Origin of the sequence: Flavobacterium soyae (assembly GCF_045348165.1) — a bacterium.
GTDB lineage: Bacteria > Bacteroidota > Bacteroidia > Flavobacteriales > Flavobacteriaceae > Flavobacterium > Flavobacterium soyae.
Genome location: NZ_CP150845.1, coordinates 3,331,736 through 3,356,742, shown reverse-complemented (window position 1 = coordinate 3,356,742; position 25,007 = coordinate 3,331,736). Strand labels below are relative to the sequence as shown.

The 25,007-nt window shown below is 34.2% G+C and carries 22 protein-coding genes; 11 read left to right on the top strand and 11 right to left on the bottom strand.

Annotated elements, in window-relative coordinates; all coding sequences use genetic code 11:
- Window positions 1-225 precede the first annotated feature (225 nt).
- The 3 genes from AABD74_RS14400 to AABD74_RS14390 all read left to right on the top strand — a co-directional run bounded on the left by AABD74_RS14400 (window position 226) and on the right by AABD74_RS14390 (window position 4,108).
- Window positions 226-1,833 (top strand): class I SAM-dependent methyltransferase, encoded by a 1,608-nt coding sequence (locus AABD74_RS14400; RefSeq protein WP_406843290.1) that lies wholly within the window; start codon window positions 226-228, stop codon window positions 1,831-1,833.
- Window positions 1,834-1,920: 87 nt separating this feature from the next.
- Complete coding sequence (locus tag AABD74_RS14395) at window positions 1,921-2,751, top strand: ATP cone domain-containing protein (protein ID WP_232682983.1); 831 nt, start codon at window positions 1,921-1,923, stop codon at window positions 2,749-2,751.
- 1 nt (window position 2,752) lies between these two features.
- Complete coding sequence (locus AABD74_RS14390) at window positions 2,753-4,108, top strand: MBL fold metallo-hydrolase RNA specificity domain-containing protein (RefSeq protein ID WP_406843289.1); 1,356 nt, start codon at window positions 2,753-2,755, stop codon at window positions 4,106-4,108.
- Between the two features lie 218 nt (window positions 4,109-4,326).
- Here the strand turns inward: AABD74_RS14390 and AABD74_RS14385 are convergent, their stop codons facing one another.
- From AABD74_RS14385 to AABD74_RS14370, 4 genes are all read right to left on the bottom strand, one after another.
- Window positions 4,327-7,275, bottom strand: a complete 2,949-nt coding sequence (locus AABD74_RS14385; protein ID WP_406843288.1) for an Ig-like domain-containing protein — start codon at window positions 7,273-7,275, stop codon at window positions 4,327-4,329.
- A 374-nt stretch (window positions 7,276-7,649) separates the two neighbouring features.
- Complete coding sequence (locus AABD74_RS14380; protein WP_406843287.1) at window positions 7,650-8,312, bottom strand: GNAT family N-acetyltransferase; 663 nt, start codon at window positions 8,310-8,312, stop codon at window positions 7,650-7,652.
- A gap of 264 nt (window positions 8,313-8,576) precedes the next feature.
- Window positions 8,577-9,029 carry a hypothetical protein gene (locus tag AABD74_RS14375; RefSeq protein ID WP_232682978.1) on the bottom strand — a complete coding sequence of 151 codons (453 nt, stop codon included), beginning with the start codon at window positions 9,027-9,029 and terminating at the stop codon, window positions 8,577-8,579.
- 107 nt (window positions 9,030-9,136) lie between these two features.
- Window positions 9,137-9,847 carry a hypothetical protein gene (locus tag AABD74_RS14370; RefSeq protein ID WP_406843286.1) on the bottom strand — a complete coding sequence of 237 codons (711 nt, stop codon included), beginning with the start codon at window positions 9,845-9,847 and terminating at the stop codon, window positions 9,137-9,139.
- A 298-nt stretch (window positions 9,848-10,145) separates the two neighbouring features.
- Here AABD74_RS14370 and AABD74_RS14365 point away from each other — a divergent pair, with 298 nt between their 5' ends.
- Both AABD74_RS14365 and AABD74_RS14360 read left to right on the top strand, forming a co-directional pair.
- A complete protein-coding gene (locus AABD74_RS14365) occupies window positions 10,146-11,576 on the top strand; it encodes an FAD-dependent oxidoreductase (RefSeq protein ID WP_406843285.1) in 1,431 nt (476 codons plus the stop codon).
- 121 nt (window positions 11,577-11,697) lie between these two features.
- On the top strand, window positions 11,698-12,477 hold the full coding sequence (locus tag AABD74_RS14360) for a hypothetical protein (RefSeq protein ID WP_406843284.1): 780 nt from the start codon (window positions 11,698-11,700) through the stop codon (window positions 12,475-12,477).
- A gap of 198 nt (window positions 12,478-12,675) precedes the next feature.
- Here AABD74_RS14360 and AABD74_RS14355 read toward each other — a convergent pair whose 3' ends face one another.
- From AABD74_RS14355 to AABD74_RS14335, 5 genes are all read right to left on the bottom strand, one after another.
- A complete protein-coding gene (locus tag AABD74_RS14355) occupies window positions 12,676-13,515 on the bottom strand; it encodes a DUF4249 domain-containing protein (RefSeq protein ID WP_232682974.1) in 840 nt (279 codons plus the stop codon).
- 5 nt (window positions 13,516-13,520) lie between these two features.
- Window positions 13,521-16,133: a TonB-dependent receptor gene (locus tag AABD74_RS14350; protein ID WP_406843283.1), complete on the bottom strand. Its 2,613-nt coding sequence runs from the start codon at window positions 16,131-16,133 to the stop codon at window positions 13,521-13,523.
- 103 nt (window positions 16,134-16,236) lie between these two features.
- The gene (locus tag AABD74_RS14345) at window positions 16,237-17,085 is read right to left on the bottom strand and encodes a FecR family protein (protein WP_406843282.1); all 849 of its coding nucleotides are present in this window, start codon (window positions 17,083-17,085) and stop codon (window positions 16,237-16,239) included.
- 12 nt (window positions 17,086-17,097) lie between these two features.
- A complete protein-coding gene (locus AABD74_RS14340) occupies window positions 17,098-17,307 on the bottom strand; it encodes a hypothetical protein (RefSeq protein WP_232682970.1) in 210 nt (69 codons plus the stop codon).
- A gap of 46 nt (window positions 17,308-17,353) precedes the next feature.
- Window positions 17,354-17,875, bottom strand: coding sequence for an RNA polymerase sigma factor (locus AABD74_RS14335; protein WP_232682969.1), 522 nt, complete (start codon window positions 17,873-17,875; stop codon window positions 17,354-17,356).
- Window positions 17,876-18,409: 534 nt separating this feature from the next.
- On the opposite strand from AABD74_RS14335, the gene AABD74_RS14330 reads away from it, so the two are divergent.
- Window positions 18,410-19,318, top strand: coding sequence for a phytanoyl-CoA dioxygenase family protein (locus AABD74_RS14330; RefSeq protein ID WP_406843281.1), 909 nt, complete (start codon window positions 18,410-18,412; stop codon window positions 19,316-19,318).
- A gap of 4 nt (window positions 19,319-19,322) precedes the next feature.
- On the opposite strand, the gene AABD74_RS14325 is transcribed toward AABD74_RS14330, so the two are convergent.
- Window positions 19,323-19,961 carry an NAD(P)H-binding protein gene (locus AABD74_RS14325; RefSeq protein ID WP_406843280.1) on the bottom strand — a complete coding sequence of 213 codons (639 nt, stop codon included), beginning with the start codon at window positions 19,959-19,961 and terminating at the stop codon, window positions 19,323-19,325.
- 161 nt (window positions 19,962-20,122) lie between these two features.
- On the opposite strand from AABD74_RS14325, the gene AABD74_RS14320 reads away from it, so the two are divergent.
- The 3 genes from AABD74_RS14320 (at window position 20,123) to AABD74_RS14310 (ending at window position 22,842) form a co-directional block, all read left to right on the top strand.
- Window positions 20,123-21,142, top strand: a complete 1,020-nt coding sequence (locus AABD74_RS14320; protein WP_406843279.1) for an SDR family NAD(P)-dependent oxidoreductase — start codon at window positions 20,123-20,125, stop codon at window positions 21,140-21,142.
- 82 nt (window positions 21,143-21,224) lie between these two features.
- Window positions 21,225-22,037, top strand: a complete 813-nt coding sequence (locus AABD74_RS14315; RefSeq protein WP_406843278.1) for a helix-turn-helix domain-containing protein — start codon at window positions 21,225-21,227, stop codon at window positions 22,035-22,037.
- A gap of 214 nt (window positions 22,038-22,251) precedes the next feature.
- The gene (locus tag AABD74_RS14310; protein ID WP_406843277.1) at window positions 22,252-22,842 is read left to right on the top strand and encodes a hypothetical protein; all 591 of its coding nucleotides are present in this window, start codon (window positions 22,252-22,254) and stop codon (window positions 22,840-22,842) included.
- Window positions 22,843-22,911: 69 nt separating this feature from the next.
- Here AABD74_RS14310 and AABD74_RS14305 read toward each other — a convergent pair whose 3' ends face one another.
- On the bottom strand, window positions 22,912-23,679 hold the full coding sequence (locus AABD74_RS14305) for a methyltransferase domain-containing protein (protein WP_406843276.1): 768 nt from the start codon (window positions 23,677-23,679) through the stop codon (window positions 22,912-22,914).
- Between the two features lie 186 nt (window positions 23,680-23,865).
- Here AABD74_RS14305 and AABD74_RS14300 point away from each other — a divergent pair, with 186 nt between their 5' ends.
- Together AABD74_RS14300 and AABD74_RS14295 are read left to right on the top strand one after the other, a co-directional pair.
- Complete coding sequence (locus tag AABD74_RS14300; RefSeq protein WP_232682961.1) at window positions 23,866-24,456, top strand: TetR/AcrR family transcriptional regulator; 591 nt, start codon at window positions 23,866-23,868, stop codon at window positions 24,454-24,456.
- 78 nt (window positions 24,457-24,534) lie between these two features.
- Window positions 24,535-24,984: a PaaI family thioesterase gene (locus AABD74_RS14295; protein WP_232682960.1), complete on the top strand. Its 450-nt coding sequence runs from the start codon at window positions 24,535-24,537 to the stop codon at window positions 24,982-24,984.
- Window positions 24,985-25,007: the final 23 nt, after the last annotated feature.

Sequence of the window (25,007 nt, the reverse complement as noted above, 5' to 3'; positions counted from 1 at the left end):
AATTACATTAATCTACTTTTTTTAAACCTCTAAAATAAAGACACTTACCATTTATTTGCATTTTTTTACCGTGTAAGAATTTTTCTAAACCGGCAGGGTTAATTAAGAATATCTGTTATTTTTTTAAACCATAATCGGGAAAAAGAAACAGCATTATTATTCAAACCGATACATCTTAAGTTTAAAAAATAATCACTAATTTTAACATAACTTCATTCTTTAACTATGATCAATAAATCGCAGCTCCGAAGTTCTATTTTCAGACATCTTGACGGCCTGGCTGTTGCTCCGGCAGCAATAGCACTAAAGAATTATGCAGTTTTAGAGTTTATCTTAAACAAAAAACAAGTACAATTAACAGAGCTTGCAACAGCTTTTAAAGCAAATGAAGGTTATCTTAATGTGGGTTTGAGAATTTTGGCTTCTCAGGGTTTTTTAGATTATGAAGTCAATAATAAAACTCAGGTAATTACAATCTCTGTAAATGAAAAAACCGAAACGGCCTTTTCGATGTTTTATCTCTATGAAGACGTTATTGATCTGCTTCAGTTTTCTATTCAGTTTCATCCTCGTCTCTTTGAAGATGTACCGTTTGAAAAACTGAACCTTATTTTTGAAAAATATAAACAAAATTACGGAATTGAATTCTCTGATGATCCATTAACAAATAGCATTCAGGAACAAATTTTAAAACATATTGAGGGTTATTTAATCGGGCCGACAATTGTACGTCTTGCCATGAACGGAATGTTTCATAAATATTTTATGGAGACTTCTTTCAGGCCTGAAGAATTTCATAAATCCCCTGAAAATTTTAAAAAGATATTAGACTTTTTTGTGCATCTTGGATGGTTTCTGGAAAAAAACGGCAATTATCAATTTACCGAAACAGGTTTGTTTTTTGCAAAACGGGCCACTGCTTATGGGGTTACGGTTTCATACCTGCCAACATTTGCTAAAATTGAAGAATTAATTTTTGGTGATCCGGCTGTTTTAAGAATGATAGCCGATGGCGAAAACGAAATTCATGTTGATCGTGAAATGAATGTTTGGGGAAGCGGCGGCGCTCACGACACTTATTTTAAAGTTGTAGATGAGATTATCATTAAGCTTTTTAACCTGCCTATTGAACAACAGCCAAAAGGAATCCTGGATATGGGCTGTGGTAATGGCGCTTTTCTGGAGCATATTTTTGAAGTAATCGACAGGCAGACCCTGCGAGGCGAAATGCTGGATGAATACCCGTTATTTCTGGTTGGAGCAGATTATAATCAGACAGCCCTGAAAGTTACCAGAGCTAATCTTATAAAAGCTGATATTTGGGCAAAGGTAATTTGGGGAGATATTGGACGTCCGGATGTGCTTTCGGATGATCTGAGTGAGAATTACAACATTGACCTGAAAGATTTGCTTAACGTGAGGACTTTTTTAGATCACAACCGAATTTGGAAAGATCCGAAACATGTTGACAAAAACAGGATTAGTAAATCTACCGGTGCATTTGCCTTTAGAGGAAAAAGAATCAGCAACAATCTGATAGAAGATAATCTCTTGGAACATTTACAAAAGTGGTCGCCTTATGTACGCAGATTTGGTTTGCTTTTAATTGAATTACATACTATAAGCCCAAAGCTGGCAGCTGGTAATTTAGGAAGAACCCCTGCAACAGCTTACGATGCAACTCATGGTTTTTCTGACCAATATATTATCGAAATAGATGTTTTTAATGATGTGGCTGCAGAAGCCGGATTATTTCCGGATAAAGCAATTTTTAAACGATTTCCAGAAGCTGATATCGCTACGGTAAGCATTAATTTATTGAAGGGAAACTGAATAAATAATTACAGTGATTTAATAGTAAAAAGCAAGTTCTGTCATTAAATACAGGAAGTATAATTCGACATCAACTCATAGTCTATAATGAAAATAACGAAGCACTCTGGTCACGAAGTACCTTTCGACAAAGAAAAATTAAAACTTTCCCTTAAAAAATCGGGAGCTGCCGATGATCTTATACGGGAATCCCTGGCTGAAATAGAAAAGCAAATGTATGATGGTATAACCACCAAAGAAATCTACAAACTAGCCTTCGCTATTTTAAAAAAAGCAGCAAATGGACATGCAGCACGTTACAATATTAGATTGGCTTTACAAATGCTGGGTCCAACAGGATTTTTCTTTGAAAAATTCATTTCAAGATTGTATGCTGCCGATGGATTTAAGACAAAAATAAACTTAACGCTGCAAGGAAAATGCGTTTCGCATGAAGTAGACATAGCCATTATGAAAAATAACATAATATCTATGGTTGAATGTAAATTTCACGGCAGCAAAGAAGGATCTTCGGATGTAAAAGTTCCTATGTACATCCTTTCTCGTTTTAATGACCTTAAAGCAAAACAGCACACTCTTTTTTCTAATAGCGAAACTATTAATTCCTGTATTATAGTAACCAACAATCGTTTTACAAAAGATGCTCAGGATTTTGCCAATTGCAGCGGAATCTCTCTTTTAAGCTGGGATTATCCGCAATATAACAACCTCAAAGATAAAATAGACAAAGGAACTCTTTATCCTGTTACCTGTCTTACAACGCTGTCAATGGTAGAAAAAGAAAAATTGCTTATTCTGGATCAGATACTTGTAAAAGATCTTATTGATGATTCGCAAGGTCTTCATAAAATCGGGCTTAGTGAAAACCGGATCAAAAATGTATTGCATGAAGCTTCACAAATTTGTAAACTTATTTAAAATGAAAATAAATTTTATAGGAGGTGCGGGAACTGTAACGGGTTCAAAAACCCTGATAGAAACTAAAGACAGCAGAATATTGATTGACTGTGGTCTTTTTCAAGGTCTTAAATCACTCAGAGAACTCAACTGGGATCCATTACCTATTTTACCTTCTACAATAGATTGTGTACTTCTCACTCATGGTCATCTAGATCATTGCGGCTGGCTGCCCCGACTAATATCTCAAGGTTTTAAAGGCAAAATATACTGTACAGCCCCAACCAAATCCATAGCTAAACTTGTTCTTTTAGATAGTGCCAAAATTCAGGAAGAAGAAGCCTATAAAGCTAATGAAGAACAGTATTCTAAACATACACAGGCAGAACCACTCTATACAATCCAACAAGCTCAGGACGTTACTTCTTTTTTAAAAGTCATACAGCCAAACACACCAGTAGTTGTTGCTAATGATATCACGGCTGTTTTTGAAAGTTCCGGACATATTATAGGCGCCTGCAGTATTACACTAACTCTCGAAGGCAAAACTTTAGTATTTTCAGGTGATATAGGTAGAGATGACGATGTATTGATGTTTCCGCCAACAAAACCCACAATGGCTGATTATCTATTTCTGGAGAGCACTTATGGAGATCGTCTGCATCCTGATTTGGATGTAAAGAAAGAACTGGAAACATTAATAAATACTGCTATAGAACAAAAAGGAACTGTGATCATTCCCGGCTTTGCCGTAGAGAGAGCGCAATCAATAATGTTTCTATTATGGCAGCTTAAAACAGAAGGCAGGATTCCTAATATTCCCTATATACTGGATACACCAATGGGAGCTAATGCACTGCATGTATTTCTGGAAAATTTACAATGGCATAAACTTTCCGTTAATGACTGCCATGAAATGTATAAAATGTTTACTATTGTCTCTGAGTTTGAAGAAACAATACGCATTATTGCAGACCCTCAGCCTAAAGTGGTCATTGCTGCAAGCGGTATGGTGACAGGCGGACGAGTATTATCATATTTTGAACATTACATAAGTATTGAAAAGACTACCGTTATTTTTGTAGGCTATCAGGCAGAAGGTACTCGTGGAAGAAGGCTGCTTGAAGGAGCTGATGAAATTAAAATATATGGTAATTACTATAATGTAAGGGCCAAAATCTTTCAAATAGAAGGACTCTCTGCACATGGAGACCAGGAAGATCTCTTAAACTGGCTTTCGGCTCTTAAAAACATTCCCAAATGCATTTATTTAGTACACGGTGAAAATCTGCCGGCAGATGCGCTGCGAATTAAAATTCAGGATCGATATCATTTTAAATGCAAAGTTCCTTTAATGGGAAATGAAATAGAAATTTAGGCTTTCTCACAGCTACTTTTAAACTGAAAAAAGAGTTTTATTTGATTTAGATTGTATGAAATAATAAAAAACAACCCGAAGGCTTTCTTTATTATGATCATTATTAAACTTTTATTAATTGAAATAATAATATTTTATATTTCCTGGATTTTCCTCCAAGGTCTAAAAAGACCTTAGAGGAATTAAAATCAATTGTAAATCATCAACTTAATAGTCCATCATTTAACAATCAGTTTTTTAGAAACATTAAAAGCATTAGAATTAATTGTAACAACATATATTCCAGCCGCTAAATTATAATTAATTTTTGCAGATGAGTTGAGTTTTTTTACCAAAATCTTTCTCCCGTTAATATCCGTAACCGTTATTACTGCCGTGTCGCCCGCTTCTAGTTCTGGTAAAACAATATTAAATTCATTGTTGGTGGCAGGATTTGGATAAATATTAACCACAGAATTCTCAACTGCTGTTTCTGCTTCATTAACATTAACTTTCTTTGATGCAGAGGCTGCTTGAAACTGCCATTGTGCACTTTCCCAATTGTTTTGAGCTCCGATGTATTGAGCAGATCCCGTTAGGTTTTCAATATGTATCATACTTCCTGTCTGCCACCTGTTTTTAATTCTTACCCAGGTGCCGTCAACATTTTCACTTGACCATTGTGCGCTCCACCAGCCAGATGATCCTGTAGTACACTGCACTACTCCTGTTAAATTTTCAATATGCATTACATCTCCGGTACCTACGTTTTTTATTATATAATAAGTGGCATCAACAGCAACTTTTTCCCATTTGTAATTGTTGTTTACAATAGCTGCACCATACCCAGCATTGGCACCCGCATCATATAAATAATTCCCTGTCCACCTATTTTTTATTGCAAAATAATTTCCTGTTGCAGCATTAACGGTAATTGCTGTTGTACTTGTTTTATTTCCGTCTGCAGTTGTTACCGTAATTGCAGCTGTACCAGCTGAAACTGCTGTAACTAAACCTGATGAATTAACCGATGCCACACCTGTATTGTTTGAAGCATAACTCACAGATTTATTAGCTGCATTAGATGGCAAAACTGTCGGTGTTAATTGCTGCGTTCCACCTACAGTTAAAGCTGCTGACGAAGGACTAAGACTCACACTTGTTACCGCTACATTTGATGAATTTACTGTGATGATACTAGTTGCAGTTTTAGCACCATCCTGAGTTGTCACCGTAATGGCTGCCGATCCCGAAGCAACTGCCGTAACTAAACCTGCCCCGTTTACAGTCGCAACACCAGTATTATTAGAGCTATAACTTACCGTTTTGTTTGCAGCATTTGTTGGAGCAACAACTGGCGTTAATTGCTGTATTGCTCCAACACCTAAAGTCGCTGTTGTAGGTGTGATTGTAACGCCCGTAACCGGAACATTTGTAGTGGAACAATTAGAACTCTGCGTCCATGAAAATGCACCAATTGCACTGATTTCTTCATTAGCCGCAGCATTTCCGCCTCTGTTAGAATAGTTCATATTGCAATACGTACCATTACCACCTGGAGAACCTGCTATAAGTACAAAATAACCTCTGCCCCAATTTCTGTTAAGCACATTATTGTTTGGAAATTCTTTACCAGTTCCGTTAACCGTTATGTCTTTAAACGAAAGATTGTAAATACCATCACCTGATCTTTTACTTATAGAAATAGCATCATTTCTTGAATCTAAGATATCAATACTATAAAACTGTACGTTTTTAACCTGAGTTCCGGCATTAGAAGCACTAAAAATGTCAACAGCCGCCACTGGATTATTATAGGTATCATTAAAAGTTCCGCATGCTGTTATGGTAATATCGTGTATTTCGTGCATACCATCATTGTTAAATGGTGCTCCGGGAAAATTATTACTAACCCTGATTCCTGCTTCCAGATTGTCTTTTATAATCAAATTATACCCTTTGTTATTTTTTCCGCCGTAAATAGCAAGACCACAGGCACGCCAGCAGTTTTCAGAAGTATTGTATCTAAACGTATTATTGATACATTCCAGTCCATCTGCAGACCAAATTGCCTGGTCGTCATCGCCATTGTTTCTAAAATTACAATGCTCTACAATTGAGTTTGCAGTTCCTTTACAAAGATTAATTCCATCGGCATAATTGTTTCTAAAACGACAATGAGACAGCGTAAATCCATCGGCAATTGCAGGACCTCCAGTATTGTATTGTGCAATCCAGGCACCGCATTCAAAATGTTCTGCCCAAATATTTTTTACCGTTGAACCACTTGTAAAAACCCCATTTATACCTTTATAAGAATTGCTTCTCGAAGCCGAATTTGTTGTCAAATAAAGATCGCTGAATGAAATATTACTCGCATTGGCACGCAATCCTCCGTTTAAGCTGCTTGTATTGGTAAAATTAATTTGAGTATACCACATTCCTGCTCCAATTAAGGAAGTGTTTGCCGAACCAAAATACAATTCACGATTTACGTTATAAACTCCACTCGGAACAAATATCTTTTTACCGCCGTTTGCATCAATAAAAGTCTGAAGATCACTGCCGTTTCCGGTATAAGTCACTGAACCGGCCGGAGCGGTAACAGCCGTTGGAATTGGTTCCATCTCTGCAAAATCCAAATGAATATTGCCTGATTCCCTTACGAGTTTTAAAGTTCCGGAAACAGCAATTTTAGCAGGAAGTTTATAACGTACTTCATCAAATCGCATTCTTGGGTTTTGATTTGTAATTCCGTTATTATTCGGATTTCCGTTGCTCCACAAATATTCCCAAGACCATGTTGAAGTCAATGTAAGGGTTGTCAGCTTTGTGTTTCCGTTATACACGCCTATCGTACCCGTTTGCCCATCTGGAACACTGTATCTAACTACAAGCCCATCGGCAGCTTCTGTAAGTGTCCATTGTACAGCAGCATTGGCAGCTGAAAGGTTTACACATTGCTGGTCTGAAGCTTCAGATTGAAGATCGGCCTGAATATACGATTTTGAAGTAACAGAAGCACCATTAGACAATTGTCCTAAGTTTGCTTCGTATCTTTTGTACGGCGCATCATAATAGCCGCGCTGGGCATAAGAACTTGAAGTTAAGAGAACGAAAAAAATCCACATAATAATATGGCAGTATTTGTCTCTTTTAAAAAAAATAACATGTAATTTGTTTCTCATAAGTTTCGGTTTTTTAATTAGTTTGTTCCCTGTAAAAAGGACCATAACGAAACTAGAGTTTAAAAATAAATTAAGGAAAAAGTTGACAAAAAATCAAGACCTACACAACGATTTCACAAACATAAGAAACTAATAGCCAACAATATATGACTTAACAGAAAATAAAAAATCAAGAATAAATATAGATACAAAGTTCATATTTCAAGATCTAATTAATGAGAATGTAAAAATTTTTAACATCATTTATAAAGACATTCTCAATTTTAACAAATATTAAAAAAATTCACTTTTACAAATGCAAAAATCACGATAAACAAAAATCCCATTTCTAATGAAATAGGATTTTTTATAATATTAAGTAAATAAATCTGTTCTTAAATAGTGCTAGAAACGTTTTTTGGGTCGTACATCATTGCTGTACATAAACAGTTTTTTCTTTCTTTGTTTAATAATATAGGGCAATTGACACATGACTTGCAGTTTTCCCAGAAAAGTTCATCGGTAGTAAGCTCTGAATAAGTAACAGGCTCAAAACCCAGTTCGTGATTCATTTTCATTACTGCCAAACCTGTTGTTAAACTGAATATACGAGCCTCAGGATATTTCTGACGGCTAAGCTCGAAAATTTTTCTTTTAATAGTTTTTGCAAGGCCTGTATGCCTGAATTCGGGGGCAACAATCAATCCGGAATTAGAAACATATCTGCCATTATCCCAGGAGGAGATAAAAGAAAAACCTGCCCATCGCCCATCTGATGCAAAAGCAATGACCGCTTCACCTTTATGTATCTTTTCTATAAGCAGCTCAGGTGAACGCCCGGAAATACCTGTTCCTCTTGCTATAGCAGAGGACAATGTAACTTCACAAATTTCTTTTACCCAGAAAGCATGATTAGAATTGGTGACTTCAACTGTAAACTCTGGCAGTTCTTCTTCAGTTATCTTACTATTCAATAAGAAAGCTTTTTTTTCTGAAAATGGTTCTGCTGACAAAAACTCTTGAGCTGAAAAATCTATAGTTTGTTTTTGGATTTTCATATTCGTTTATTGTACTTCCAATTTTAGTACTCAGAAATACAAAAACACTATATCCAAATTAAATACCAATATTAAAATTACACTAAGATTTAAGCATACAGACAGCCTATAAAGGAATCCTTTAGCAAATTATAATTTAATACTCATTAAAACCCATATCAAAATGATAAGGTTTTATTATTTTGATACAATGAAAATGCATAAAAAAACTCCAAAATCAAATGACTTTGGAGTTTAATAAGTTTTTGCAGACTATATATGTTATTACATTTCGTTCAAGTCATTGAATTCGTGTAAAGATTTTAATGTGTTTTCGTAGAATAAAATTGCCGCGATAAGATTCCCTTTATCAGAGTAAGGCATCATTTTTCTTTGAAACTCTACAGTAGTATCTAAGAAAGTTGAAGTACCAATTGCCTGGTTATCTAATATTTTTTTGTGGTCACCATCGTCTGGAATACCTAAATCTGCCATTGTAACACCTGGTTTTGTAACCAAAGCAATGTAAGGAAGTGTTTTTACTAAAACTTTAATACGCTCGATGTACAATTCTAAAAGTTCTCCTTTTTGCATACCGCTCAATTCTTTTTGATCGTGGTATTTGCGAATTAGGGCTGTTGTACTAATGATACTTCTTGGGGCATTTTTTGCCTGTGCCATAATAGCACCAGTTGTCAAGAAGAAAAGGATACTTAATAATATAATTTTGCTCTTCATTTTATAGATGTAAATTAGTTGTTGGTTGTGACAAAAATATATAAATTAAGTTAAATCACAACTTATTTCATTTCTTTTTTTTAGAAAACTTTAACAATGTGCATTATTTATTCTATCTCGTCCTCATAAGTGACAGTCTCTTCAGAAAATTCGGTAATTTTATGGTTGTTTTTTACTCCATCCGGTGACTTGATTATTCTAAATCGTCCCGGATATTTTATCCAAATACTTTTTTTGTTGCCATAATAATCCATAAATTCTTCACAAACAAAAACTGCATGCGCAGTTGACCATGCCACAACGCCGCAAAATTCATTTCCTGACTGCCGCTTTAACTTTTGAATTTGTTTGCCTTTTTCGAATCCTAAATACTTATAAATTGTTGGGGTATATACTTCACCATCTTCTAAATCTTCTAATGCTTTATCAAAAGTTGCTTCCTTATCAATAATCTGCTTATATTTTGCCATTACTGCGTATGCCAGTATTGCATAGTCAGTTATTACTTCACTCTCACAGTTGTCTTTAATTAAAACAAAACCGGCAGAAAATCTGGCTTTATCGAGTTCATTATTTTTCAGATTAAATGATGCATTATTTTTTAGCGTTATTTTTTGCTCGCTGTCATTTATTTTTTCAGTTACAAAAAGGTTGTCTAATCCATAAATATTTAAAGCAGCTTTTATTAAAGCAATCGAGGAACAATTGGTACGTTCTCCTTGTTTAAAGCTTTCCCATATTTGATCTGAACTCAATTGAGAGTAACAATTTGAATAACCAAGTAGTAAAAATAAAAATATTGAAGTAATGAATTTCATTGTCTTTGGCTTTTATAATTGTTTCCCAAACTAATTTTTGGAAATTATAGATTTGCAAATCTATAAAAATCAACCCATAGTTTTTTTTACTTCTTAAAATTTTATTAAAAATTGCAAAGTGTACTCTAATTGAACCTTTTTCAAAATGTTATTAGATGGTTCTGAAATTTAAAGTCTCAGAATCAAAACAAAACAGCAATTATATCTCAATAAAATTCAATTTGTGTATATACTAATTTCGCTCTAAATTTGCCCATTCTAAATTTTGTACAAAAAATTTAGTTTTAAAGAAACGAATATGTGGACTACTTGCCAGGAATGTCAGGGACGTGGTAAAAAAAGCCGAAGGCTTAGTAAAAAAGTGCGGCTCAATTACCAGATGGCATTCGATCAATTTGAGAAAACAAAAGGCAATGGAACAGCTCCGGTTCGTCCTAAGGCTAACCTGTACAAATGTTTAAACTGTAACGGATCTGGTTTGATGAATTCTTCCAGTTATCCTGAACCAGATAAAGAAAACTATCCTCACGTTGCCATTATTGGTGCCGGAATAGGCGGAGCTGCACTTGCTGCGGCTTGTTTGCACCGCGGAATTCCTTTTACTCTTTATGAGCGCGATAATAACTTCGCTGCGCGATCTCAGGGCTACGGACTCACTTTGCAGCAAGCCAGTAAAGCGATCGAAGGATTAGGTATTTTTTCATTAAAAGACGGAGTAGTTTCAACAAGACATTTAGTTCATACTACAGAAGGAAAAGTGGTTGGTGAATGGGGAAATAGAAAATGGATACAATCTGACGCTAAAACGACTGCAAAACGTACCAATGTGCATATCGCAAGACAATCTCTGCGCTTAGAACTGCTTGAACAGCTTGGCGGACATGATGTCGTACAATGGGGACATCAATTAGTTGATTTTAAAAATTGTGAGGATGAAAGTATCGAGCTAAACTTTCAGGTAAATGGTGAAATAAAAAAAACCAAAGCTGATCTTGTTGTGGGTGCCGATGGTATTCGCAGTTCGGTGCGAAAGCTGTTAATTGGTGATGATATAACACCTTTACGCTATTTGGGCTGTATTGTAATATTGGGTATTTGTCCTTTAAGCATGCTGGAAGGTATTAATAATTCTTTACTGGATTCGGCTACTGTATTTCAAACCGCCAATGGCAATGAGCGAATCTATATCATGCCGTATACTTCATATTCTGTGATGTGGCAATTGAGTTTTCCAATGCCCGAAGATGAAGCAAAATTTTTAAGTACTCAAGGACCTTTAGCCCTCAAGGAAGAAGCGTGCCGCAGAACACAATGGCACGATCCTATTCCGCAGATTTTAACGGCAACTTTAGAAGCCCAGATTTCGGGCTATCCTGTTTATGACCGTCAGTTATTGAATTCTCAATTATTAGAGAAAGGAAACTCCTCAACACTGATTGGTGATGCTGCTCACCCAATGAGCCCGTTTAAAGGACAGGGTGCAAATCAGGCACTGCTGGATGCATTGTCGCTGGCCAGAGCGATCTCAAAAGGATGTAAACCTTTATCGCAATGGAGAAAAACCGGAATCAGGAAAAGTGTATTAACAGAGTTTGAATCTGAAATGTTAGAGCGCAGCGCTGCCAAAGTAAAAGATTCTGCAGATGCCGCCCAATTTTTACATTCTGAAATTGTACTTCATAAGGGTGATGAACCAAGGGGACGATGCTTAAAGAAAAAAGAGCAATAACAAACCAGCTGCGAATTTAACTTACAGCATTATAATTTAAATCCCGCTTTTGCATTCCTTAAATTTGAAAGATTTTTTTTCTTAATTTAGTTGTTACATTACTTCTAAAAACAACTACTATATGGATACGAGTATTCTCAATCAAACTGAAGCCTGGATAATTGCTCTCCTGCTTTTTATATTAATGCTTATTTCAAGCTTTATCGGAAAAGTTGCCGGAAATTATATTCGAAATAAAAAACCAACAGAGGAAAAATCGACAGAAACATCTGCACTCATTGCATTGCTTTTTTTCTTACTGGCGTTTACATTTAGTATGAGCAGTGATCGTTATGATTCCCGAAGAAAAATTGTTGTCGACGAAGCAAATATCATAGGTACTGCTATACTGCGCAGCGATTTGTATCCTGATTCAACACGAGCATTGTTCCGCAAAGATTTTAAGGATTATGTAGAAACAAGAATTTTGTACTATGAAACGGGTCCCCATACAAAAGGAATTTTAAGAGCCGACAGTTTATCTCAGGTAATTTCTTCGAAATTATGGAAACGTGCTGCCAAACTGGCTAAAGATCCAAATAATCTTGCCGCAACCCAGCAGATGATTCCCGCACTTAATGACATGATTGATGTAACTACTTCCCGCCTGTCTGGAGAAAAAGCAAAAGTTCCAGAAAGTATTTTAGTCATGCTGTTTTTCCTGTCTATGATTATTGCATTCTATGGCGGATATTCTGAAGAGCGCAAAGGCAGAGTTGACTGGATAGTTCAAGTCGGGTTTTGTCTTTTAGTTTCGTTAGTTATTTTATTTACACTCGATTTAGACAGGCCCCGCAGAGGTTTTGTAAATCTTGACATGCCTAATCAAACCATAATTGATTTGAGAAAAAATTTTGAGTAACTTTTAATCTAAAACTTAATATATTTTTTGTTTTTTTCAGTCTAATCGGCAGGTTAATTTTATATTTCCTGCCGCATAGAGATAAAATTCGATGTTTGATAAAGAAGTGTATCCTTTTGGAAACAGCATAAAAAAACATCTGACATTAAATTTCTTTAATGCCAGATGCGCGTACAAATCAACCTTCAATTAATATTTTTATTTTACCAAATACGAAACTTTATCTGCTTCACAAAGCCTGAAATAACCAAAAGCATAATTATTAGAATCTGTTGTGTTTACAATGTTTCCGCGTATATTGCCCGGAGGAATCGAGAAGGGACTTCCTCCATATATTTCTAAAATTAAATTCATATAGTCATAAAAGTTTTTAGAAATGCCTCGATGTGTAATATCAACCGTATTTCCTGCTTTCATATCTTCATGAGAGTATCTTGTGCTTACTTCATTTCCATTAAAAAAGTCATCATCTGTAAGCTCATATTCCGGATAAATCAGGAAACTGCTTTTATAATCTGAAAGATAATAATTAACCTGATCGGCAGGATCTTTATAATAAAATGTCAATTCTATTATATCCTTGCCGTCAAAATCCGGAACTGTCTCTTGCTCTACCCTGTCAATTGGTGTTACAGAAGTTAGTTTTTCTACTGCCGTAAAACTCTGACCTTCGGCTTGTACATAAAGTGTATAATCTGTATTTAAAACAGGAACAAAATTAGTACATACATAAATGCCCGGTTCAGTTTCATTAAAAGTAAAAACAGTTCCGGTACTGTTTTCAACCCTTACCTGCGCTCCTGAAACTTTTGGTGTAGTGTTATTATAATACGGAGCTGTTTTACTGATCTTTATGGTTTGTTCGTTACCAGGAGTTCCTTTCTGCCAGATAATTTCAGCATCTACTACTATTCTTGTCTGTCCAGTTTCTAAATCAAGATTGACTACATCTTCACAAGATGATAAAAACAGCACACAAAATAAGCTGAATAAAACTAGTGCTTTACTTTTAAAATTATATTTATTAATCCTTTGCATACTCATTAAAATTTAAAATTATAAGAAATTCCAGGTACTATCCCAAAAATAGAAAGTCTTCTGGTTTCATTCGCTCCCGTGTCTTCATTTGTTGTAAACGTCATAGATGCTGCATTTTTTCTATTGTAAACATTATAAAGGCTGAATACCCAATAGCTCTGCCATCCTTTCTTTTTGTCCGGTTTAGGCGTGTAAGTTGCTGCCAGATCTAAATGGTGGAAAAGCGGCAGCCTGTTTTCATTTCGAAGTGAAAAATTCGGTATATTAATTCCTCCAAATTCATAATACCCATTTGCATACGTTACCGGCTGGCCCGACTGTAATGTAAAATTAGCATTAAAAGACCATTTAGGATTGTATTCATAACTTCCCACAATACTCAAATTATGCAGTTTGTCATATCCAGACAAATACCAATTACCGTTTGCAACTCCGGGTTCTTCAGCAGTTCTGCCGGGTGTTTTTTGTTCTGCTCTTGATAAGGTATATGAAACCCATCCGGTAAAATTTCCGGTATTTTTTCTAAATAATAATTCCATACCGTACGATCTGGCTTTACCATTTAAGATAACCTGTTCAATATTATTATTTGCCAATATATCGGCACCATCAATGTAATCGATACGATTTTGTATATTCTTATAAAATAACTCTCCTTCAAAAGAATAGTCACCATCTTTAAAATTCCTAAAATATCCGGCCGCATACTGATCCAGCAATTGTGGTTTTGTAAACGGACCGCTTGGCGTCCAGATACTTGTTGGCAATGGCGACTGAGTATTAGATAAAATATGAATATATTGTGCCATTCTGTTGTAACTAGCTTTTACAGACGAATTATCATTAAAAGCATAAGACAATGCCACACGTGGTTCAAGGTTATTAAAACTGCTTATTTTTTCTCCGCTTCCGTACGATATAGTTCCTGTTGGAGTACCTTCTTGATAAATATGATATAACGGATTGTATACTACTGCCTTTCCATCTTCATAAGTATTAATGGTTTCATTACCTAAACGATAAAACATACTGTAGCGAAGTCCGTAACGAAGGTTTAATTTTGGAGTGATTTGATTCTCAAAATCCACATAAGCAGATGTTTCTAACGAATATTTTTTATCCAGCTGTTTATAATTAAACTGCGAATCTGAGCTTGTAGGCTGTACGGTACCGGGATTAAAATTATAGTACTGGCCGTCAATTCCGTAATTTAATTTAAACTTATCTGTTACAATATGATTCCAGCCATACTTAAGTCCGTATGTTCGAATATTATTGTTCCAGTCAAAATCTTCTTGTTGTAAGCCAAGGTTAAATTTATAATCACTGTAAAAAACAGATAAATTAGTATTCAGGTTATCAGAAAATTTATGTTTCCAGCTTAAAATTCCCATTGTGTTTCCGTAAGTACTGGCAAAACGGTCATTTATATCAAAAACATCATTCCCAAAATATCCGGAAAAAGCAAGTGAATTATTAGCGCCCAATCTATAATTGAACTTAGCATTAATATCATAAAACATAGCCGAATTATTATTATCAGCCAGTTTTAAAAATAAATGTGCATAAGAAGCACGACCTGCAATAAGAAACGAACCTACATCTTTTTTTATGGGTCCCTGCACTAAAAGACGGCTTGATATTAAACCAATGCCTCCGTTTACTTTGAAATTTTCAAAATCTCCGGTTTGCTGCGTTACATCTAGAACAGAAGATACACGTCCGCCAAATTTAGACGGAATTCCGCCTTTATATAAATCCAACCCGTTTACAACATCAGCGTTAAAAATAGAGAAAAACCCAAACATATGCGAATCACCATATACCGGCCCGCCATCCAGCAGAATTAAATTTTGATCTGCAGCACCTCCCCGAACATTAAAACCAGAAGAAGCTTCTCCTGCATTTGTAACTCCTGGCAATGTTAATATTGATTTTAAAGGATCCGGCTCGCCCATTGCCACAGGAATTCGCTTAATTTCTGCCATCGAAAGTTTGTTAACGCTCATTTGAGTATTCCTCACATCAACAGCCTTACTATTGGTTACAATTACCTGCTCCAGCTCCTGACTGTCAGAATCCATGTTGAATTTTATTCTTACATCATCATCAACTGCAATCTGTCTTTCTTTGTTTTTTAAACCCACATAACTTACAACAAGATTATAAATCCCTCTGTCGAGTTCTATGGTAAACATTCCATTAATATCTGTTGTAATACCGGTAGAAAGTTCTATGATGAAAACATTCGCACCTATTACGGGCTCCCTGTTTTCATCAAGAACCTGTCCTGTCAGTTTATTTTTTTTTTTAGCTGTTTTAACGGCTTTCTGCTTCACAAAAATATTACTGCCTACAATCGAAAATTGAATCGATGTACTTTTATTTAATTCATTAATAAGCTGCTTGATTTCGATATTATTATATGCACTTTTTTGAGTAAAATATCTTTGGCTCGTATTAATTTGATCTGTAAAGGCAAATTTAAAATCGGTTTGATTTTCAATTTGTTTAAAGAAGTCCTTTAATGTTACCGTTTGATCTACAGTTACCGTGACGTTTTGAGAAAATACTCCCCAACTGAATAAAAAAAAGCACGCTGAAATTATATGCTTCATGAAATTTTGTATTTTTGAATATTATTAAATGGAATAGTTTTATACTATCCTGACTAGTAGGAAGGATGTTTTTAGTTTCGCGGCTAGTGCATCCTTTTCTTTTCTATTGAAAAGTAATTTGTTTTAATTTTTCATTTACTTCAAAGTTTAGGTTATACATTTCTGATATTAATTGGATAATCGTTTTTAAATCTTCTTTTTTATTGATGCGTACCGTGATTCGCTGATTATGATATTCCTGCGGAATAATCATTTTATAACCGTAATTTGACTCAATGTAAGTGCTTACGGCAGTTAGCTTTTCATTATCAAAATCTACAAATCTGTTGAATTCAGTAACCGATGCGGAATTGTTTCCATACGTAAATTTCTCGCCCGGTTTTAGTATCCATTTTTCATTCAGGTTTTTTACATTCATCTGAACGCTTCCTTCATAAAGTTCAACTGTTACTTCTTTTTGAGTATATCCTTTTACTGTAAAAGAAGTTCCTAAAACAGTAGTTGTCGTTTCATTGCAAAATACCTGAAAAGGGTGTTTTTTATCTTTTTTAACTTTAAAATAAACTTCTCCAAAAACTTCAACTTTTCTATTTGCAGCAAAATTACCGGCGTATGCAATTTTAGAATTCGGACTCAATTCTACTACTGAACTATCTGGCAGGACTGCAGTTTTTATTATAGAAGCAGGGTTTTCTATTATATTTTCGGCAAATTGAATATTATTGCTTGCGGGGTTGCTGCTGTTAAAATAAAGTCCGGTTCCAATAAGAGCAAAAATCAAAACAGCCGCTGCAGCCGCATAATAACGCCAAGGCTTATTTTTTTGTTTCTTAGGAGAAAATGCCTTCGCTTGAAACTGCTCCCAGGACATCTCTTTTTCATTATCAGAATGCGAAACAGGGATTTCGTCCCATACTTTTTTTAATTCTTCTTCTATTTTCTTTTCATCCATGTCTTTAGAGCGTTAAAGTTTTTGACAATAAAATCCCTGTTTATTAAAAACACCATATACCATTTCTTTAATCTCTCTGTTTGTTTCGATTTTTAGAATATGATCGCAGTTTTCTACCTCAAAATTCATCGAACAGTCAGAAATGACAAACTGCAGAAGCACTACAATAAAGCTTGCATCTTCCTTTGTTTTAACATCAGTTTTATAAGATTCAATATGCATTTTTTGTTTCTGTTTATTAGTATAACAAACGAGAACAAAAAAGTTCCTAATGATCTTCGATTTTTTTTCTAATAAATTTACTGGCAAGATAAATATGATTGGCAATTGTCTTTTCAGAAAGGTCTGTCATTGCTGCAATCTCCTTATAGCTAAGGTTTTCCAGTTTATGTAAAGTAAATATTTTTTGCTGCTGCTCAGGAAGCTGATTTATGAAAGTATATAATTTTTCTTTTCTTTCTTCAAAAATTACATCATCTAAGTCCTCGTTTTCGATTTCAAACCCTGAAGGATCAAGCTGAATTATTTTATTTTCTCTGTTAACATGATTGATAATAATGTTCTTGCAGATAACAAACAGTTGTTTATCAAATAAAACATCTTCGTTAAGCAGTTCTCTTTTATTATAAAGCCTTAAAAAAGTTTCCTGTACAAAATCCTGCGGGGTAAGAACTGTAAAATTAAATCGTCTGGCAATGTTTATCAGTTTATCATAGTAATTTAAGTAAGCTTCTTTGAAAGAAGCCTCATTACCATGTTTTAAACTTAATATAAACTTTCTATTGTCCATAACGTAAATATGATTAGTCTTAACTCAATGTTTAGTATAATATTGTAAACTATTTTTTACAGCGAAGACTGTATTCATTTTTTATAACTGCAAAGAACAGAAATTTATTCTAAAAATATTTAACAGAAAAAATATAGTTTTAAACAAAGGTACTGTCAAAATTAATACTTACTGTTAAATTATTGTCAGCTTTTTTCAGGACAACTCACAGTTTAAAATCCGGTCATCATGATCTATAAACCGGTTATTTTAGAATACATTTTTTTTAAACCTAAAAATTTAGCTGCATTGTAATTCCGGCAAAAAAAATATCTTTTCCTGTTCCTAAAATTTTTATATATCGTTATCAGATTAAAAGTGACGATATAACACTGAATAATTTAAATTAAAACACGTATTTATACTTTAAAAAGAGACGCTTTAATTAGGTTATTTTTGGAATAACAATTAAATTTAGTAATAATCTTAATGACGATTTCAATTATATTTTAACAACCTGCCTAACGAGCAGAAACAATAAACGTTTATAAAATTATGCCTTGGACTATTCTTGAAAATTTATGGAAACGTACTATAAACAACTCTAATGCTATAACGGATACACAATGGGATCAGGAAATTAAAACCTTGTACCTGCTAGGAATCAGTATGGAAGATGCCATACAGTTTTTATATTTCGAAAAACCTGATTTTGAGGCTTTTAAAACCTGGATTAACAATCAAAAAAAAGACGAAAATAATACCGTAAGTTCTATAGACAATGTATTATCAGAACAAGATCTTGAGTTTTGGGATACAAACGGTTATGTAATTATAAAAAATGCTGTTTCAAAAAAAGACTGCGAAGATACCGTTAAAGCAATCTGGAATTACTTAAAAATGGACCCTGATAAAAGTGAAACCTGGTATAACAGACATGAAGATCAAAAAGGGTTAATGCTTAATTTTTCTGATCACAAAACATTAAATAAAAACCGTTTTTCACCAAGAATTAAAAAAGCATACGAACAGCTCTACAATTCAGCCAAAATTTACAAAACGATTGACAAAGTAAGCTTTAACCCTCCTGAAACTAAAGATTTTACTTTTTTAGGAAGCCCGCTGCATTGGGATATTAGTTTAAAACAGCCCATAACTTTTGGTTTTCAGGGACTGCTCTATCTTACGGACTGCGGCAGTAATGACGGTGCTTTTCACTGTGTTCCGGGATTTCATAACAAAATTGATGATTGGCTGGATAATCTTGGGACAAATGAAAATCCAAGAAATAAAGCTATTGAAACCTTAAAACCGGAACCTATAACGGGCAATGCAGGCGATTTTATAATTTGGAACAATACTTTACCACACTGTGCATCGGCAAACAGAGGCAAAAGCCCAAGAATGGTGCAATATCTTACCTATCTGCCAGACGGTTATGATGCTTCGGGAGAGTGGATTTGATTTATTAAAATTCAAAAATTTCTTTAAGTTCGATTATTGTAGTTCCTTCCGAAAGTATTTTTGGAGCCTTTACTAATTTTGCTGCAAGAATCTGTGTTTCAAGCGGTTTAAATTTGGTAAGAATGCCAATTGCATTCAGAAAATTGAAAAGTTTTACCGAAATCTTTTCGCCCAGTCGGTCTGTATCTTCACGTACTAAAGGCCCGGGCCTAAAAATAATGTATTGCCAAAAGTTCCGTTCGGCGATATAATCTTCCAGTTTCCCTTTCATTTTAGAATAAAAAATATTGCTTTTGGCAGATGCTCCGTAAGAAGAAACCAGTACAAAAGACTTTACTTCATTTTGTTTCGCAGCCAGAGCAAATGCAGCCGGAATATCAAAATCTATTTTCCATTGTTTTTCTTTCGAACCGGCAGCTTTTAAAGTTGTCCCAAGGCAGGAAAACAGAACATCTCCGATTATCTGATCTTTAAAAGATTCAATTTCATCAAAATTGACAATATGTTCTGTCAGTTTAGAATGTTCTTTCCCCGAAGGTTTTCTAACAAAAGTTACGACAGAAGAATAATCATTATCCTTCAGCAGCTGATCTACCAAAAATTTCCCTGTTGAGCCCGTAGCTCCAATTACCAATGCTTTCATAAAATAAAATTTAATAGACTGGTTGTAGTGCAGCGTTAAAGATAATTAAAAACAATGAATTCAAAATGACGTTTTAAACAAAGTAAAAATGACGTTTTAAACAAAATCGAAAGTTTTACATCTCTATAATTTTGCTTCATAACAATTTAATATTTATAAAAATGAAAACAAATAATTATCAGGGAGCATTACAAAAACCTATTAATTCAGGATTTAATGCAAAATCAACTTCTGCAGATGTAATTAAAGGAATTGACCTTACAGGAAAAATTGCCATTGTAACCGGCGGACACACCGGAATTGGGTTAGAAACCACTAAAACACTTGCGAATGCAGGCGCCACAGTAATTGTTGCTGCAAGAGATATTACAAAAGCTCAAAAAAATCTTGACGGAATTGCAAATGTCGAGCTGGAAACTTTAGATTTCATGAATCCTGACTCTATAGATTCCTTTACTGCAAAGTTCTTATCTTCAGGAAGACCGCTTCATCTTCTTATTAATAATGCAGGAATTATGTGGGTTCCGTTACGCAGAGACAACCGCGGATATGAATCGCAATTGGTAACAAATTATCTTGGACAGTTTCAGCTTACTGCAAAATTATGGCCGGCTCTTAAACAGGCAAATGGAGCGAGAGTTTTAAATATATCTTCGTACGGGCATCAAATGGCGCCGTTTAATTTTGATGATCCTAATTTTCTTCATCGGGATTATCATACTTTACAAGGTTACGGACAGTCAAAAACTGCCTGTAATTTGTTTGCATTAGAATTAGATAACCGCGCTAAGGTGTTTAATGTAAGAGCATATTCAGTACATCCGGGAAGTGTTTTGGGTACTGATTTAGGAAGAGAAGAACCTATAGAATTATTTAAACAAATAGGAACGCATGATGAGAATGGAAATTTAAAACCAGAAGTTGCCGCTTTATTAAAAACGGTACCACAAGGCGCTGCAACAACAATTTGGTGTGCCACAAGCCCTTTGTTGAATACTATTGGCGGTGTTTATTGTGAAGATGCTGATATTGCAAAATTAGATCTTGGAAACATAGAACATAAATTTGATGAACCCAAAACGATATATGGCGTACAGCCTTATTCGTTAGATCAGGATAACGCTAAAAGGCTTTGGGATTTAAGCGAACGTCTTTTAGGAATATCATTTGATGTTATTTAATGAAGGTTTAGAAAATAATATACCGTCAGGATTTTTATCTTTGATACTCGAAGAAAAGCCTGACGGTTAAAACAGCTGCAAAATGGAACATATATCAAAATATTTAACGCCTGAGATCAAACTCTCTTGTTATGAAGATAAATTCTTCAAATCTGATTTGGTTTTTGATGATCATATGCTGATTTGGTTTATTTCCGGAGAAACCAGGATTATACAAACCGATGCTGTTTTTACTTTTAAAACCGGGGATATTTTTCTAATTCCCAGAAATTTGCTTGCCACTATTATAAATTATCCCAAAAATGGCCAGCCGCATAAAACGGTTGTAATGCATCTTTCTGTTAAACGTTTGAAAGAATTTTATAAAAATATTGATTTAAGTGCCAAAACTGGTTCTGAGCAAAAAATCATTTCTTATAACAATCATCCGTTATTAGAAAGCTGTCTGACTTCTTTAATGCCTTATTTTGACATTGAAGGAGATTTTCCCGAAAACATTGCTTCATTAAAAATTACCGAAGCCATCAGCATTTTAAGGGCAATCGACAAACGAATAGATAATATCTTAGCGAGCTTTGATGAACCGGGCAAAATTGATTTGATCGATTTTATGCAGCGAAATTTTATGTTTAATATGCCAATGGAAAAACTAGGCTATTTAACAGGCCGAAGCTTGTCTACTTTTAATCGGGATTTTAAAAAATACTTCAATACAACGCCTCAAAAGTGGCTTACCAAAAAAAGACTCGAATTAGCGCATTATCATTTGGCAGAAAACAAAAAAAAACCAACTGAAATTTATTACGAAGTTGGCTTTGAAAATCTCTCTCATTTCTCATTTGCATTCAAGAAACAATTTGGCTATTCGCCAACTGCATTGTTAAATATTGAATAGTTTATTTTTTGTTTTTTTAGTAAACAATTATATTTTTTAAAATTATCGCGATATGTAAACAAATTTTTACACTATTCGATATGGTTATTACAAAACTTCAATTTCTGGTAATATAATTGCTTTTTGAGGCAATAAATGCCCTAATCGATTGTTATAAATAGATATTAAGAAGTTAAAAATGACTTCTAATACATTTTAAAATAAATCAAAATATATGAAAAGAATATTGTTTTTAATTATAATTGGTGCTTCACTGCAAGTTTATTCGCAGGAAGAAGTTAAAGGAAAATATCAGCCTATTCAATCTAAAACTCCGGAAAGTAAAGAAGTAATTCCGCCAACGGAAACTCCGCCGCCAAATGAACCAACCCTTGCAAAAGATCCGATAGTTTTAAAAATAAATCCAGATGAACTTTTTAAAAATAACACACTTTATAAAAGAGAAGCCAATGTTGAGGGTATTTTTTACAGACGAAATGAGTATCTAGGCGGTTTTGTAACCAAATCTACAACCTCAACCATTCGTTACCGTGATGCCGCTTTTGTAGACAGCGATAAAATCAGAGTATATCTTAATGATAAAGTTATCGAACCAGAAGTTAGTTTGGTGGGAGAATATAAAGGATTTAAAATAAACCTGGTAAAAGGTATGAACAAAATTGATTTTGAGGCTTTAAACGAAGGCTCAGCATCACCAAATACTGCCGAATTTCAGGTTTATGATGACAACGGAAAGGTTATAGAAGCAAGCCAATGGAATGTTGGTACAGGCTACAAAGCTGTTATTATTTTATATAAAGAATAAACACCTGACTTAACTATTAATTCAATGAAGAAAGCCTGCAGAAATTGATCTGCAGGCTTTTTGTTTTTATTATACTTTTCTTCCGTAAAGTAAAATTCTTTTAAAAGGATAAATAGCCGGAAATTTAGGAAAATGTTCCGCTATTCGCTCTTTAAAGGTTTTAATAAAAAGTTCTTCCTTTTCTCCGCCAAGTCTGTCGATATAAGGAATTAATGCCGAACCTGCGATAAAATTATATAGTGTATCATGGTCGTTTGCAATAATTGGATAAACCCTGTGCATGAGCTGTATATCTTCCATACCACCGTCAAAAAGAATTTGGGCATAATAATCCATACTTAAAATTGGTGAATCTCTTTTATAGCTGTTTAAATACGATTTAAACGGTTCTTCATCAGCCAGTTTATAAAGTATTATATTGAGTTTGTTTTCTGGCTGAACCGGCATTTGTACTGCAAACTGCCCATCTTTATTAAGTAATTTTAGTAATTGCGGAAATAATTTTTCATGATCATTCGACCATTGCAAAGCTGCATTACTAAATATTAAATCCCATTTTTCTCCAGTGGCTATAGTTTCTTCAGTGGTTGCTTTTCTAAAATGCAGGTTTTTCATTTCAAGAGATTTTGATTTCGCCAGCATTTCAGAAGAAGCATCAACACCAAGAAAATGGGCTTCTTTAAATTTATCTGCCAAAATAAAAGTCTGCTCTCCCGTACCACATCCTAAATCAATAGCCTTCATTCCATCTTTTGGCTGTATAAATGCTATTAAATCATAAAACGGTTTATATCGAATATCTTTAAACTTATTATAAATCTCTGGGTCCCAAGGCATATTTAGATAATTTAAATTGAAAACAATTATGCTGCAAAACGCAAATTCAACAACAATTACTAAGATACTAAATTTTCAATCTGTGAAATAAAACCTTATCGCAATAATCTCACAAAAAATAATTGCACAAATCAGTCTTTAAATCATACCGATTGGTATATATTTGTATAACAAAATTATTTCAAGATGAGTAAAGCGGAAAAAACAAAGCAGTTTATAATAGAGAAAACCGCCCCAATCTTTAATACAAAAGGATACAGCGGTACATCTATAAGTGATATTACAACGGCAGCCGGTCTTACAAAAGGAAGTATCTATGGAAATTTTGAAAATAAAGACGAGGTAGCAATTGCTTCTTTTAAGTTTAACGTGAAAAAACTTCACGATGTTTTAAGCCGGGAAATCGAAAAACAAAGAACCTTTAAAGAAAAATTGTTGGTTTATCCCCGCATTTATGCCAAATATCAAAATTTAGAAGTTACACCTGGCGGATGTCCGATATTAAATACCGCAATAGAATCTGATGATACACATCCGGTTCTTAAAAAATATGCCGAGAGAACACTGCTCTATTGGAAAGAAAAACTAATGTACCTCATCTGTCAAGGTATAAATGCAGGAGAATTTAAAGCAGAATCGATAAATGCAGAAAATACAGCTTTAACCATAATTGCACTAATTGAAGGTGCCATAATGATAAGCAAATTAACCGGAAATGGTAATGATTTATCAGCTGTTATGCTTTCGCTTCATAAAATTATTGAAGACTTAGAATAAGGCAGTATTTACGATTACTTTTTTTATACATAAAAACATACCGATTGGTATAATAATTATAATTTTAAATTGAATTAAATGAAAACTAAAACAAGATTACAAGTATTGCAAGATCACATTGGCGGCGAATTTATTCTTTCCCCTTCTCCTTTTATGCTTTGGATGAAACCCATAGTTGTTACAGCCGGACCCGGTACGGTAACTTTTAAATATCAAATTAGAGAAGAAATGACCAACCCAATTAAGTCCTTACACGGCGGGGTAACGGCTGCAATTGCAGACGACTGTATTGGTGCTACATTGTTTTCTCTTGACGAGGAAAATTTTTATACCACAATAAACCTAAACATTGATTACTTTGCTCCTGCTTATTCTGGCGATATTATTATAGCCAAAACATTAATAATAAAAAAAGGGAAACAATTTGTGAATGCACAATGCGAAATCTGGAATGAAACTGAAACAAGGTTAATTGCGAGAGGATATTCTAATCTTTTTAAAACCAATGTAGTCAAAAAAGTTCTTTGATACTGAATCACTTTTATAAAAAA

Coding starts and splice junctions, on each gene's coding strand:
- AABD74_RS14400 (WP_406843290.1), top strand. CDS start 226: ATGATCAATAAATCGCAGCTCCGAAGTTCTATTTTCAGACATCTTGAC.
- AABD74_RS14395 (WP_232682983.1), top strand. CDS start 1,921: ATGAAAATAACGAAGCACTCTGGTCACGAAGTACCTTTCGACAAAGAA.
- AABD74_RS14390 (WP_406843289.1), top strand. CDS start 2,753: ATGAAAATAAATTTTATAGGAGGTGCGGGAACTGTAACGGGTTCAAAA.
- AABD74_RS14385 (WP_406843288.1), bottom strand. CDS start 7,275: ATGAGAAACAAATTACATGTTATTTTTTTTAAAAGAGACAAATACTGC.
- AABD74_RS14380 (WP_406843287.1), bottom strand. CDS start 8,312: ATGAAAATCCAAAAACAAACTATAGATTTTTCAGCTCAAGAGTTTTTG.
- AABD74_RS14375 (WP_232682978.1), bottom strand. CDS start 9,029: ATGAAGAGCAAAATTATATTATTAAGTATCCTTTTCTTCTTGACAACT.
- AABD74_RS14370 (WP_406843286.1), bottom strand. CDS start 9,847: ATGAAATTCATTACTTCAATATTTTTATTTTTACTACTTGGTTATTCA.
- AABD74_RS14365 (WP_406843285.1), top strand. CDS start 10,146: ATGTGGACTACTTGCCAGGAATGTCAGGGACGTGGTAAAAAAAGCCGA.
- AABD74_RS14360 (WP_406843284.1), top strand. CDS start 11,698: ATGGATACGAGTATTCTCAATCAAACTGAAGCCTGGATAATTGCTCTC.
- AABD74_RS14355 (WP_232682974.1), bottom strand. CDS start 13,515: ATGCAAAGGATTAATAAATATAATTTTAAAAGTAAAGCACTAGTTTTA.
- AABD74_RS14350 (WP_406843283.1), bottom strand. CDS start 16,133: ATGAAGCATATAATTTCAGCGTGCTTTTTTTTATTCAGTTGGGGAGTA.
- AABD74_RS14345 (WP_406843282.1), bottom strand. CDS start 17,085: ATGGATGAAAAGAAAATAGAAGAAGAATTAAAAAAAGTATGGGACGAA.
- AABD74_RS14340 (WP_232682970.1), bottom strand. CDS start 17,307: ATGCATATTGAATCTTATAAAACTGATGTTAAAACAAAGGAAGATGCA.
- AABD74_RS14335 (WP_232682969.1), bottom strand. CDS start 17,875: ATGGACAATAGAAAGTTTATATTAAGTTTAAAACATGGTAATGAGGCT.
- AABD74_RS14330 (WP_406843281.1), top strand. CDS start 18,410: ATGCCTTGGACTATTCTTGAAAATTTATGGAAACGTACTATAAACAAC.
- AABD74_RS14325 (WP_406843280.1), bottom strand. CDS start 19,961: ATGAAAGCATTGGTAATTGGAGCTACGGGCTCAACAGGGAAATTTTTG.
- AABD74_RS14320 (WP_406843279.1), top strand. CDS start 20,123: ATGAAAACAAATAATTATCAGGGAGCATTACAAAAACCTATTAATTCA.
- AABD74_RS14315 (WP_406843278.1), top strand. CDS start 21,225: ATGGAACATATATCAAAATATTTAACGCCTGAGATCAAACTCTCTTGT.
- AABD74_RS14310 (WP_406843277.1), top strand. CDS start 22,252: ATGAAAAGAATATTGTTTTTAATTATAATTGGTGCTTCACTGCAAGTT.
- AABD74_RS14305 (WP_406843276.1), bottom strand. CDS start 23,679: ATGCCTTGGGACCCAGAGATTTATAATAAGTTTAAAGATATTCGATAT.
- AABD74_RS14300 (WP_232682961.1), top strand. CDS start 23,866: ATGAGTAAAGCGGAAAAAACAAAGCAGTTTATAATAGAGAAAACCGCC.
- AABD74_RS14295 (WP_232682960.1), top strand. CDS start 24,535: ATGAAAACTAAAACAAGATTACAAGTATTGCAAGATCACATTGGCGGC.